The organism is Halomonas sp. N3-2A, assembly GCF_002216165.1.
In the GTDB taxonomy this organism is placed as follows: domain Bacteria; phylum Pseudomonadota; class Gammaproteobacteria; order Pseudomonadales; family Halomonadaceae; genus Vreelandella.
In genome coordinates this window covers 1,639,360-1,651,823 of sequence record NZ_CP022286.1, presented here as the reverse complement: position 1 = coordinate 1,651,823, position 12,464 = coordinate 1,639,360, and the positions used below count along the sequence as shown (strand labels likewise).

The window sequence follows — 12,464 nt, the reverse complement described above, 5'->3', positions numbered from 1 at the left end:
CGTGATATGTCCTCCTTTATTCTCGCCATCGATCAAGGTACGACCAGCTCGCGCGCCATTTTATTTGACCGCCAAGGCCAAATAGAGGCGGTTGCCCAACAGGAATTTCCTCAGCACTTCCCTCAAGATGGGTGGATAGAGCATGATCCCGAAAATATATGGGAGACTGTCCTCGCCACCTGTCGTGAGGTATTAGAAAAGGCGAATATTTCGCCAGAGCAGATTGATGGAATTGGCATTACTAACCAACGTGAAACCACGGTGGTGTGGGATAGAGAGACGGGTAAGCCGCTCTATAATGCGATTGTCTGGCAGGATCGGCGTACCTCTGAACTTTGTCAAACACTCCGTGACCAAGGGCATACAGAGGCAGTACAAGCGAAAACAGGCCTCTTAATAGATCCCTATTTCTCTGCCACCAAGCTCGCCTGGATACTCGATAATGTAGCAGGAGCCCGCGAGCGTGCGCAGCGCGGTGAGCTACTCTTTGGCACTATCGATACCTTTTTGATTTGGCGATTAACGAATGGCAAGCAACACGTCACTGATGCCACCAACGCATCGCGAACAGCCATTTTTAATATCCATAATCAAACATGGGACGATGAGCTGTTAGCGTTGTTTGACGTTCCTGCCAACATGCTGCCCGAGGTAAAAGATTCCAGCGATGATTTTGGCACCACTGACGCAGATTGGTTAGGGGCGGCTATCCCTATTGCGGGTGTAGCAGGGGATCAGCAGGCTGCGCTAGTAGGTCAAGCGTGCTTTCAGCCAGGAATGGGTAAAAGCACCTATGGCACCGGGTGTTTTATGATCGTTAACACCGGGGATACACCCTCGGTATCACGAAATCGTCTGCTAACCACCATTGGTTACCGAATTAATGGCAAGCCGACCTATGCGATGGAGGGCAGTATTTTCGTTGCTGGGGCGACTGTGCAGTGGCTACGCGATGGGTTGAACCTGTTTGCGGATGCGTCAGAGACAGAAGCGCTTGCTAAAGAAACCCGCAGCGGACATAGCGTTTACTTGGTGCCGGCCTTTACTGGCTTGGGTGCGCCCCATTGGGACCCTAAAGCGCGAGGGGCAATTTTTGGCCTCACTCGGGATACCGGTATTGCCGAAATCGTTGCGGCGGGGCTCCAGGCGGTGTGTTACCAGACCCGTGATCTTCAGCACTGTATGAACGACGATATGGAAGCCACGCCTGGTAACCTACGTGTCGATGGTGGCATGGTGAAAAACAGCTGGGTGATGCAGTTTTTAGCCGATATGCTCGATGTCCAGGTGGATAGACCGACTATTCTTGAAACGACAGCGCTTGGAGCTGCTTATTTGGCAGGCTTGCGTTTGGGTTGGTATGACACGCTTGAAGAAATTGAGCAACTCTGGCGTTGCGAAAAGAGCTTTACACCTAAAATGCCAGAATCGACTCGGGAGGCGTTGTACCAGGGTTGGCTAGATGCCGTGAATCGCGTGCGTTGTAATTAACAACCGTTATTGGCTACTTCAATAGGCAAAAGCCGCTATCGATGATAGCGGCTTTTTAATGTTGTTGATGGTTAATCAGTGAGTGTTCTGTGGCTCTGCTTGTGCAACGAAAGGCTGTGAGGTGTCACGATTTTCAGCAAAGTAGGTAGCAAAGCGTTCTTCCGCTTGGTCTCCGAAGAGGACACGACAAGCTTCTTTCAGCCCCTTAGAGTGGCGCAGCTGTTCATGGTGAACAACCAGTGACACTTTGGCTCTTCGGCGCAGGAAGTCCTCCAACTGCGTAATCATTTCGTGGTCTCGGGCATGCTCTAGTTCGCAGCGAATATATTCGGTACCTTCAATGAGAATATCGGCTTCCGCAGGATCCTGACGGATTTTCTCTAGCATTTGCATGGCCTGTTCTGCATAACGCCGCCACAGCCGGGAAGAGAGCGGCTCGGTCGACGTTGGTGCAGTCATCGCATCTAGATTCATCCGTTTAGCTTGGTCCATAAACTGCTGTTTGACAGGCTCTGGTGGCTCACCGTACCAGCGATAGTTGATATCGCTGAGATTGACACCTAGGCGGACCACTTCTTCTGCGATTTCATCACCTACATTCAAGCAGTCGGTTAATTTACCCCCAAAAATACTAATGTGGGCGCTATCCGCATTGGTATCGATGACATGTTTACGCGACAGCTGGAGAAAATCGCGATCGCCGTCACCCTGGTCTGCTTTGATAGCCAGGGGCCGAACACCGCAGCGTGTTGAAATAATATCGTCTTGGGTAAGCGGCTTTTCTAACGTTAGGCGCTTATTGATATTTTCCAATACAAACTCAATATCTTCAGCGGTGACATCCACCTCTGGATGTTCCATATGCGTATCAGTCGTGCCGATGCAGGTGCGATTCCCCATGGGAATGACAAAAAACAGTCGTCCATCGTCGGCAAAAAACGCCAGTACCCGTTTCGTTTCCGTCAATTGCGGAACGATCAGATGAATGCCTTTTGAGTAAAGATGTTGATGGGTGGTTTTCTCGCCGGTAAGTGCGTTGTGCTGGTCTACCCAGGGGCCAGCCGCATTAATTAATACTTTGGAACGGATATTGAATGTGCTGCCATCCATGACATTGCGCGCTTTCGTTACCCAGTGCTGGCCTTCACGTTCAGCACCAAGCGACTCAACATAATTGGCTGCAATTGCCCCATAGTTAAGCGAATGGCGAACAAAGTTAAATACAAATCGGGCATCATTATCGTGTAAGTAGGCATCTGAGTATTCAAACCCACCGACTGAGCCTTCGATATCAATAATGGGTTCTTCTTGCTTAATGTTCTTGGGAGACAATAAGCGGGGCAGCTTAGTAAACCCGTTTCCCATTAGCCAGTAGAGCCAGGTGCCTGCCCACAAATACCAGGGTGAATGGCGGAAACCTTTACTGATGGTAGTCAGAAAGCGAATTTCCTGAACGGTAGAAGGGTAACTTTTAATCAAGTGATTACGGCTTTTGCACAGTTTGCGTACTAATGCGAAATCCTTGCTTTCCATATACTTAATGCCTCCCCAAACTAAGTTGGAGGAGTGCATACTGGTGCTTCCCGCAAAATCACCGCGGTCTATTAAGGCGACTTTAGCGCCTTTGCCTGCAAGCGCGGCTGCCGTTGCTGCGCCGTTAATGCCGCCACCGATGATTAGTGCGTCAAAGTCGTCAGTGTGCAATTTCTCGATATTCCGGTTACGCAGTTTCATAGCGGTTCCAATTAACAAAGAAAAAGCCCCGTGTTTAGGTAGCGGTTTCAACATGACAACAAAGCAATAAGCCTATGTAGACCAGCGAGCCCTGCTGTTATTTGCTCGCCGCTGATGAAACCTAGTTTTTGAGCCTTAATAGGGCGGGCCGAAGCCCGCCCCAACTGGATTAGCGGGTACCCGCTTCCATCCAGGCTTCCATCATTTCATCGTAAGGAACGGTCGTTCCTTGCGGCATTTCATCATCAAGCTTTTGCTTAGGAGAGCCTTCTTGATCCAGCCAGTATTGCGGGTCGCGCTCTTCGTTAAGCGCAGGGGCGTAGCTATCGAAGACGTTCGCGCGAGCTAAGCGGTACATGGTGTTATCCATATCTGCCGCCAGCTTATCCAAGCCCTCTTGAGGGGTAACTTCGCCACTCATTACCGGTGCTAGGTTTTGCCACCATAGCGGAGCCATACGCGGATAATCAGGTACGTTGGTGCCCGTAGGCGTCCAGTTGGATTCGTTGGGGCTGCGGTAGAACTCAACCAAACCACCAAGCTTAGGTGCCATTTCGGTCATCTGTTCAGAGAAAATGTCAGATTCACGAATCGGCGTTAGACCAGCTATCAGTTTTTCAAGAGAGGTCGTTTTGGCTACCGTGAACTGGGCAAATAGCCAAGCAGCGGTTCGACGGTCTTCGGGTGTGGAGTCAAAGAACGTCCATGCACCTACATCCTGATAACCCACTTTCATGCCTTCTTCCCAGTAAGGGCCGGTAGGGGAAGGTGCCATGCGCCAAAGTGGGTTGCCTTCATCGTCGGTCACAGCCACGGCAGGATCGGTCATGTCTGCTGTGAAGGCGGTGTACCAGAAAATTTGCTGAGCAATATGACCTTGAGCAGGCACAGGACCCGCTTCACCAAAGGTCATGCCCTGTGCTTCAGGCGGTGCGAAGTCACGTAGCCAATCAACGGCTTTTTGCATGGCAAAGACAGACGCTGGCGAGTTGGTCGCACCGCCACGACTAACGCTGGCACCTACCGGCTGACTATCTTCGTTAACGCGAATGCCCCAGTCATCGACTGGATTACCTGATGGTACGCCCGGGCTACCCATACCGGCCATTGAGAGCCAGGAGTCGTGGAAGCGCCAGCCAAGCGACGGGTCACGACGGCCGTAGTCCATGTGGCCATAGACGGTAGTGCCGTCGATTTCACCAACATGTTTGGTAAAGAACTCGGCAATATCTTGATAAGCCGTCCAGTTGGTGGGCACGCCTAGGTCGTAGCCGTAAATCTCACGGAACTGCTCCTGTAGGTCTTCGCGCTGGAACCAGTCATAACGGAACCAGTAAAGGTTGGCGAACTGCTGAGTGGGTAGTTGGTATAGGCTGCCATCGGGGCCAGTGCCGTACTGCAAGCCAATGAAGTCGTCTAGGTCCAGCGTTGGAAGTGTGTAGTCAGCCCATTCGTTTTCCATCGCCTCGGTGAGGTTGATGGTGGTGCCGTAACGAATGTGCGTGCCGATAGCGTCGGTGTCATTAACAAAACCGTCGTAGATGCTGTTACCTGACTGCATCTGATTTTGCATCGTATCAACGACGTCGCCTTCGCCGATAATATTGTGAGTAAGGTTGATACCGGTTAACTCACTGAATGCTTCTGCCAGCACTTCACTTTCATAGACGTGAGTGGTCAAGCCTTCTGCGACAGTTTGAATATCCATACCGCGGAAAGGCTCAGCTGCTTTTGCAAACCAAAGCAGTTCTTCGATTTGCTCTTCACGACTCAAGGTAGAGTTTTGGAAGTGTTCGTCGACCAAGCGCTCCGCGATTGCCCGCGCGTCGTGATCGTCGGCCATCAGTGTCCCCGATGCGAGCATGAGGCTGGCGGCGAGGGTAGTAAGTTTGAACTTGTTGTTGCGCATGTTGACCTCGTTTTGTTGTGCTCTTCCCTGATCTCTTGAGCGTCCTTGATACTGCCGTACTTAACGCCAGGGTTTTCCTGGAATTGCTGATTGGCTAACCCCAGCGCATTAACACCAGCAGCCATACCGCTGAAAGTGCTAGTGCAATCCAAATTGAAAGCGACGTGAACCCAATGAAGCCCAAGTGAATAAACGCGGCAGACAGCAAGCCGATAAACAGCCGATCACCGCGGGTGGTGCTAATGGGTAAAAATCCCTTTCTTTCAATGCTTGGCGAGCGTAGTTCCCAGATCGTCATGCCAGCGAGCATGGCCGCAATGGAAGAAAAGAAAATAGCCGTCGGTAAAGTCCATACCATCCAGGACATAAGGTTTCCTCCTACTCAGGTGCGGCCCAGGGCAAAGCCCTTGGCGATATGGTTGCGTACGAAGTAAACCACCAGAATGCCGGGAACAATGGTCAACATACCGGCGGCCGCGAGGGTGCCCCAGTCGATACCTGATGCCGTCGAGGTCCTGGTCATGATCATGCCGATTGGCTGAGCGTCTGTAGACGTCAGTGTGCGTGCCAGCAGCAGTTCAACCCACGAAAACATGAATAGGAAGAAAAGCACCACGCCAATGCCAGAACTGATCATGGGAATGAAGATCTTGATGAAGAACTTGGGAAAGCTGTAGCCGTCGATATAGGCGGTTTCGTCGATTTCCTTAGGCACGCTGCTCATAAAGCCTTCCAGAATCCAGATGGCCAGCGGAATATTGAATAGGCAGTGAGCTAGCGCTACGGCGATGTGCGTATCGAATAAGCCGACCGAGTAATAAAGCTGGAAGTAGGGCAGCAAAAATACTGCGGGTGGCGCCATCAAGTTGGTTAATAGCCAGAAGAACAGGTGCTTATCACCGATGAACTTGTAACGGCTGAAGGCATAGGCGGCCGGAAGTGCCACTAACATGGTGATGACCATATTCATCACCACATACATGATGGAGTTGACGTACCCCATGTACCAGCTTGGGTTAGTGAAGATGCCGATGTAGTTGTCAAAGGTCAGATTCTGTGGCCACAGCGTCATCGACCCGAGGATCTCGCTGTTAGTCTGCAGCGACATATTGAGCAGCCAATAAAGGGGCAGTATCAGCAGCACGATATAGGTGCCAAGCAGAAGCCGCTTTCTCAGCCGAGAGCGTGAGTGGCGCTTGCGTCGCTCAGCTGCTGGCACCTTACTGAAAATAGTGTTGTATTTTTCACCCTGCTGGGTGTTTTCAAGTTGGTAAGACATCTTACACGCCTCCCTGTGAATTCTTGTCTTTCTGCAGATGCATGATGGTGGTATAGAACACCCAGCTGACTAGCAGAATGACGAGGAAGTAGATGATCGAGAAGGCGGCAGAAGGCCCCAGATCTTGCTGGCCGATAGCCATGGTGGCAAGCGATTGGGTTAGGAATGTAGTTGAACTGCCAGGTCCTCCGCCGGTTAACACAAAGGGCTCGGCGTAGATCATGAAGGAGTGCATGAAGCGCAGCAGTACGGCGATAACCAGAACGTTAGTTAGCTTCGGTAGCTGAATATAGCGAAACACTGCCCACTTAGAAGCACGGTCAATTCTTGCCGCTTGATAGTAGGCTTCAGGAATAGAGCGCAGCCCGCTATAGCAGAGCATTGCGACAAGCGGTGTCCAGTGCCAAACATCCATTAAAATAATGGTCGCCCAGGCGTCACCGGCATTACGGGTAATATTGTAATTAATACCCAGCTCGCGCAGCCCCCAGCCCATTAACCCAATATCGCCACGGGTAAAGATCTGCCAGATACTGCCAACGACGTTCCAAGGAATTAGCAGGGGCAGGGTAATCAGAATTAGTACGGCGGACGCCTGCCAGCCCTGTTTTGGCATAATCAGCGCTATTCCTATTCCCAGTGGGATCTGAATAGCCAGAATAATCAATGAAAACAGTATCTGCCGACCAAATGCAGCTTGCAGCTCCGAGTCGTTGAGCATAGTGCGAAACCACTCGGTGCCGGTAAAGAAGCTAGCGTTGGGGCCTAGCACGTCCTGTACCGAGTAGTTGACCACTGTCATCAAGGGGATAATGGCGGAAAACGCCACGAGCACTAACATTGGTAGAACTAATAGCCAAGCGCGGTTGTTATAGACTTTATTATTCATGAGGTAACCTCCACCCGGTATTCGTCCACAAACAGCCCTAACTGATCGTGGTCGAAGGTGAGATAAATATCGTCTCCGAATTCAGGGTGACCTTCCGGCAAGCGTGCCTTGAACGCCTGACCACCCAACTCAAAGGTAACAATTGAGTAGGTGCCTAGATCTTGCACCTGCCGTTTACGAGCGGGCAGGGCACCTTCACGTTTGCTGGCATGCACGGTTACAAACTCGGGGCGAATGCCGATTTTTATATTCGAACTTTTGGTATTGGCAATGGCGTCAACAAACGCCTGCGGTAAGGGGAGCGGTATATCAGCAAAGATGACTTCCCCCGCATGGTGGCGTACATCCAGAATGTTCATGCCGGGACTGCCAATGAAATAGCCAACAAAGGTATGCGCGGGGGTTTCAAAGAGCTCTTGAGGAGTGCCGAACTGAACCACCTGACCTTCATACATCACAGCGATTTTGTCGGCAAAAGTTGCCGCTTCCAGCTGGTCATGGGTGACGTAAATCATGGTGATATTGAAGCGCTGGTGAATCTCCTTCAGCTTGCGGCGTAATTTCCACTTGAGCTGTGGGTCGATAACCGTTAACGGCTCATCAAACAGAATTGCCGAGACATCATCGCGCACTAAGCCGCGCCCCATTGAAACCTTCTGCTTCTCGTCGGCGGTCAGCCCTTTGGCTTTACGCTTTAGCAGTGGGGTTAACTCCAGAATCTCGGCGACTTCCTCTACCTTTGGCGTGATGCGATGGCCTGGAATGTTGATGTTACGCAATGGAAAGGCGAGGTTATCAAACACCGTCATGGTGTCGTAGATCACCGGGAACTGAAAAACCTGAGCGATGTTACGTTCCTCAGGCGGCAACTCGTTAACTCGCTGGCCATCAAACAGCACATCCCCTTCAGAAGGTTCGAGCAGTCCGGAAATAATGTTCAGCAGGGTAGATTTGCCACACCCCGATGGCCCCAGCAGGGCATAAGCGCCGCCTTGGTGCCAGATATGTTCCATCTGGCGAATCGCGTAATCTTCAGGTGATTTCGGGTTAGCGCTATAAGTATGCGCGAGAGCCTTTAGTATGATCTCAGCCATGCTGATTCACTCCCCGTGTTTCCGGCGTATGAACAATAGAACCCTGCTGATCGAAGACAAACAGCTTGTGGGTAGGGAAGTAGATCTTTATGCGCTGATTGACTTTAGGGGTATGAATACCAAGCAAATGGAGTACTAAAGAAAATAAGTTGTGCCGCACGTGGAGGAAAGTTTCCGAACCGCTGATTTCAGCCACTTCAACTTCAACTTCAAGCTCTAGATCATCTGCTGCATTCGGCTGTAGGCTGACGTGAGAGGCACGGACTCCAAATCGGTATGCTCCCGCGGGTAGGTTGCGTAGCGCCACATCGCAGGGGAAATGGATATCCTGGTCGAAGGTGATTTCATTGGCAGTAAGATGCCCAGGCACAATATTGATCGGCGGTTCTGAAAACATCTCAGCGCTTAGGATGCCGTTAGGCTCGCGATAAATTTGCTCGGTTGGGCCATATTGCAGCAGCTTGCCTTCATGCAATACGGCAGTGTTACCGCCTAACGCTAGCGCTTCGTTGGGCTCGGTGGTGGCATAAACGGCAATGCAGTTTCGCGCCTTGAATAGCCCGCGAAGTTCATCGCGCAACGCTTCACGCAGTTTGTAGTCAAGATTGACCAGCGGTTCATCAAACAGGATCAGGTCCGCATCCTTAACCAAAGCGCGGCCCATGGCGGTACGCTGCTGTTGCCCACCAGAAAGCTCAAGCGGCAAGCGGTCCAGCAAGTGGTCAATCCCCAGCATGGCGGCAGTTTCGCGCACACGCTTGTCGATTTCCTGCTTGGATGCCTTAGCCAGTTTAAGTGGTGACGCGATATTGTCGTAAACGTTAAGGCTTGGGTAATTGATGAATTGCTGATACACCATGGAGACATTGCGCTTGCGGACGGATACGCCCGTGACATCCTTGCCATCCATGTAGATTCGCCCCCGGGTAGGTTGCTCCAAACCCGCCATTAATCGCATGAGCGTTGTTTTACCTGCCAGGGTTCGCCCTAGCAGCACATTGAAAGAACCCGGCTCCAGCTCGAGGTTCACCCCACTGATATGGGATTCACCACCGACGATGTGGTCGATATTTTGCAGATGTAAGGACATGCCGATCTCGCTAACGTCATTGTTATAGATAAATGTTATTGGTAGAGGTCTTGCGTTGATCGCTATTGATGAAAGTGAAGCAATACACGCTTATTCGAGATGTTAGCCTTGGCTGTTTGCACGTTATTGTCAGCCAACCATCAAGCGGACTTCCATTCACTTTATTTTCAATAACGAAAGGCTAGTTGATCATTTGCGAACTTGCAACGACTTTTGTAGCGGTTTGTATTCGCTTTTAGGCGTATATCGTCGCTTCTCCAGCGGTGGAGAGTACTGCATAACGGTTGCTTTGGTGAGAAATTGGCATAAAAACGAGGCGTTTAGAGAAGGAAAGCAGCCGCTGAGTGAGATAAGCGAATGTTCGTTTGTTTCGTTTTTGAAAATATACGTAAAAAAACCGGCCTGGAGAGGCCGGTTAGGATCGCTAGTTAAAGCGAGAAAGGACTACTTAACGCTGGTTTCTGCTTGCTGCGGCGTGGCCACAGGCGCTGCATTGTGATTAATCAACGTCGATTTATCATTAGCAAACGCGTCATAGGCGAAATCATCAACCGTCAGCATCTCGAGTACCTCTGCCTCGAAAGTGCGCATAAACTGTGCGTCGTCTTCTGTGATAATCCCTTTGTCCAGTGCGGCTTCAATGCGTGCTTCAGGATGTAGTGCCGTTTGTGGCAGCTCACCTTTGGCATAGGCTTTGTTCACCGTGCGGTAGAGGGTTTCGGCACGGTCATAATCCACCAGCAGCGCGTTGTAGCGCGCAAGCGGGTTAGACTCTGCGCCATCATCTTTATCCCATGTATTGGAAAGTAGCTTGCTACGCAGGGCGCTATGTGTGGATACGCGCTGTGCGATATCGCGAGCCAAGTCGTCATGCGGTTTATTCCAACGGCGGCCGGTCGGCATTATGATAACTTTCAGTGCCTTGCCTAACGCGCGGTTCGGTAGGTTATCGAAAATTTCAACGAACGCCTGTTCGGCACGGTTCAGTAAGAACCGCAAGCTATAGTGTAGCAGCGCTTCTTCACCCTCGACTTGGTCACCGGTGTGCCACTGTTTCAGTACCATGGAAGCTAGATACAGATTGGACAGAACATCACCCAAGCGTGCTGACAGCATTTCGCGCTTCTTGAGTTCAGAGCCAAGGCTGGCCATGGCGGCGTCGGCACATAGGCCAAAGCCTGCTGAAATGCGTGCAATATCCTGGGCGTAAGTAGCCGCAGGGCCACTAAAGGGGACATTTGCTTTGCCCAAGCCAAACCCAAGCGTAAAGGCACGGGCAGCATTGCCGAAAATTAGCCCTGCGTGGCCAAAGAAGGCTTTGTCGAAGGCTTTAACGTCGTTGGCATCTTTAGCGGCTAGCTCGTCCAGTACATAGGGATGGCAGCGAATCGCACCTTGACCAAAGATCATCAGGTTGCGGGTCATAATGTTGGCGCCTTCCACGGTGATTGCCACCGGGTTAGCACTGTAGCCAATGCCTAGGTAGTTGCGTGGACCAAGGGTAACGGCTTTACCGCCGTGAACATCCATTGCGTCACTAAGCAGCACGCGCTGGAACTCGGTCAATTGGCTCTTCAAGATGGCTGAAGGAACAGCGGGTTTTTCGCCATGGTCGATCAGGTTGGCGGTCTGGTAAACCGTAGCAGCAGAGATGTAAGCCAGCGAGGCCATGCGTGCTAACGGCTCCTGTACGCCTTCCATTTCAGCGACGGGTACGTTGAACTGACGACGTACGCGGGTAAAACCACCGCTCCAGCCTAGCGCGTAGCGGGCGGTGCCGGTCGCACCAGAAGGTAAGGTAATGCAGCGACCAATCGAGAGGCACTCGACCAGCATGCGCCAGCCTTGGCCGATCATGTCTGGGCCGCCAATAATGGTATCCAGCGGCACAAATACGTCGTTACCTTTAATCGGGCCGTTCATAAACGGGCTGCCGATAGGGTGGTGACGGCGACCGATATCCATGCCCTGAGTATCCCGGGGAACGAGTGCAAGGGTAATACCGCGGTCTTCTTCGTCACCGAGCAATTTTTCTGGATCGAAAAGACGGAAGGCTAGGCCTACCACGGTGGCGATGGGAGCCAGGGTAATCCAGCGTTTTTCGAAGTTAAGGCGTAAGCCAAGCACTTCTTCGCCATTGATAACTTGCTTACAGACAACGCCTGTATCCGGTAGCGACGTGGCATCAGAGCCAGCACGCGGGCCGGTTAGGCCGAAGCAGGGGATTTCGCGGCCATCAGCAAGGCGCGGCAAGTAGTGATCTTTCTGTTGTTGAGTGCCGTATTTAAGCAGCAGTTCGCCTGGGCCAAGTGAGTTCGGTACGCCAACGGTGACCATCAGCGTCTCATTAGCGGAGAGCTTCTGCAGCACCATGGACTGTGCCTTAGCTGAGAATCCGAGGCCGCCGTACTCCTTCGGAATAATCATGCCGAAGAAGCCTTCTTTCTTTAGATAATCCCACAGTTGTTGGGGGAGGTCAGCGCGTTCTTGGGCGATATCCCAGGCGTTACACATGCCAGCTGCTTTCGAACACTGATTATCCAGAAACGCTTGTTCTGCCTCGCTCAGGCCGTTGTCTTTATAGTTAAGTAACGACTCCCATTGAGGTTTGCCAGAGAAGAGCTCGCCATCCCAGGAGACGCTGCCCGCTTCTAATGCCGTGCGCTCCGTATCGGACACTTTCGGCGCTACCTTTTTGAAGGTGGCGAAAATGCGCGGCGTCAGCCACTTGCTGCGTAATACGGGTAGACCAGCAATTGCAACGGCGGCGGCCGCAATCAATAGCAGCGTGCCAATAACGCTTGCGCCAAGCACTAAGCCTACTAAGCCCAGTACGCCAAGCAGGGCGAGTGCTGGCGTAGCGCCTGCTTCGCGGCGCATCACCACGAGCAAGCCTGCAACGGCAAGCACAATGAGTAGTAAGGTGAGCATGGATGTTTCTCCGTGGGTGGTTAATTGTGGACGTATTTAAACGTATG

General features: G+C 51.7%; 9 protein-coding genes. 1 reads left to right on the top strand and 8 read right to left on the bottom strand.

Annotation, left to right across the window (positions count from 1 at the left end; genetic code table 11):
* The first annotated feature begins 6 nt into the window (after window positions 1-6).
* Window positions 7-1,491: a glycerol kinase GlpK gene (glpK, locus tag CEK60_RS07790; RefSeq protein WP_089038539.1), complete on the top strand. Its 1,485-nt coding sequence runs from the start codon at window positions 7-9 to the stop codon at window positions 1,489-1,491.
* A gap of 75 nt (window positions 1,492-1,566) precedes the next feature.
* On the opposite strand, the gene CEK60_RS07785 is transcribed toward glpK, so the two are convergent.
* The 8 genes from CEK60_RS07785 to CEK60_RS07750 form a co-directional block, all read right to left on the bottom strand.
* On the bottom strand, window positions 1,567-3,225 hold the full coding sequence (locus tag CEK60_RS07785; protein ID WP_089038538.1) for a glycerol-3-phosphate dehydrogenase/oxidase: 1,659 nt from the start codon (window positions 3,223-3,225) through the stop codon (window positions 1,567-1,569).
* 169 nt (window positions 3,226-3,394) lie between these two features.
* Window positions 3,395-5,134 carry an ABC transporter substrate-binding protein gene (locus CEK60_RS07780; protein ID WP_089038537.1) on the bottom strand — a complete coding sequence of 580 codons (1,740 nt, stop codon included), beginning with the start codon at window positions 5,132-5,134 and terminating at the stop codon, window positions 3,395-3,397.
* A 94-nt stretch (window positions 5,135-5,228) separates the two neighbouring features.
* Window positions 5,229-5,501, bottom strand: coding sequence for a DUF2160 domain-containing protein (locus CEK60_RS07775; RefSeq protein ID WP_038484947.1), 273 nt, complete (start codon window positions 5,499-5,501; stop codon window positions 5,229-5,231).
* Between the two features lie 15 nt (window positions 5,502-5,516).
* Window positions 5,517-6,413 (bottom strand): carbohydrate ABC transporter permease, encoded by an 897-nt coding sequence (locus CEK60_RS07770; protein WP_038484944.1) that lies wholly within the window; start codon window positions 6,411-6,413, stop codon window positions 5,517-5,519.
* A 1-nt stretch (window position 6,414) separates the two neighbouring features.
* Window positions 6,415-7,302, bottom strand: a complete 888-nt coding sequence (locus CEK60_RS07765) for a carbohydrate ABC transporter permease (RefSeq protein WP_089038536.1) — start codon at window positions 7,300-7,302, stop codon at window positions 6,415-6,417.
* Window positions 7,299-8,396, bottom strand: coding sequence for an ABC transporter ATP-binding protein (locus tag CEK60_RS07760; protein WP_089038535.1), 1,098 nt, complete (start codon window positions 8,394-8,396; stop codon window positions 7,299-7,301). The genes CEK60_RS07765 and CEK60_RS07760 overlap by 4 nt, the downstream gene beginning before the upstream one ends.
* Window positions 8,389-9,486, bottom strand: coding sequence for an ABC transporter ATP-binding protein (locus CEK60_RS07755; protein ID WP_089038534.1), 1,098 nt, complete (start codon window positions 9,484-9,486; stop codon window positions 8,389-8,391). Before CEK60_RS07755 ends, CEK60_RS07760 begins: the two co-directional genes overlap by 8 nt.
* 444 nt (window positions 9,487-9,930) lie before the next feature.
* On the bottom strand, window positions 9,931-12,417 hold the full coding sequence (locus tag CEK60_RS07750; protein WP_089038533.1) for an acyl-CoA dehydrogenase: 2,487 nt from the start codon (window positions 12,415-12,417) through the stop codon (window positions 9,931-9,933).
* Window positions 12,418-12,464: the final 47 nt, after the last annotated feature.

Excerpts from the sequence above, each read along its gene's own strand:
- CEK60_RS07755 (WP_089038534.1), bottom strand. The coding sequence starts at position 9,486 with ATGTCCTTACATCTGCAAAATATCGACCACATCGTCGGTGGTGAATCC.
- CEK60_RS07770 (WP_038484944.1), bottom strand. The coding sequence starts at position 6,413 with ATGTCTTACCAACTTGAAAACACCCAGCAGGGTGAAAAATACAACACT.
- CEK60_RS07750 (WP_089038533.1), bottom strand. The coding sequence starts at position 12,417 with ATGCTCACCTTACTACTCATTGTGCTTGCCGTTGCAGGCTTGCTCGTG.
- CEK60_RS07785 (WP_089038538.1), bottom strand. The coding sequence starts at position 3,225 with ATGAAACTGCGTAACCGGAATATCGAGAAATTGCACACTGACGACTTT.
- CEK60_RS07760 (WP_089038535.1), bottom strand. The coding sequence starts at position 8,396 with ATGGCTGAGATCATACTAAAGGCTCTCGCGCATACTTATAGCGCTAAC.
- glpK (WP_089038539.1), top strand. The coding sequence starts at position 7 with ATGTCCTCCTTTATTCTCGCCATCGATCAAGGTACGACCAGCTCGCGC.
- CEK60_RS07765 (WP_089038536.1), bottom strand. The coding sequence starts at position 7,302 with ATGAATAATAAAGTCTATAACAACCGCGCTTGGCTATTAGTTCTACCA.
- CEK60_RS07780 (WP_089038537.1), bottom strand. The coding sequence starts at position 5,134 with ATGCGCAACAACAAGTTCAAACTTACTACCCTCGCCGCCAGCCTCATG.
- CEK60_RS07775 (WP_038484947.1), bottom strand. The coding sequence starts at position 5,501 with ATGTCCTGGATGGTATGGACTTTACCGACGGCTATTTTCTTTTCTTCC.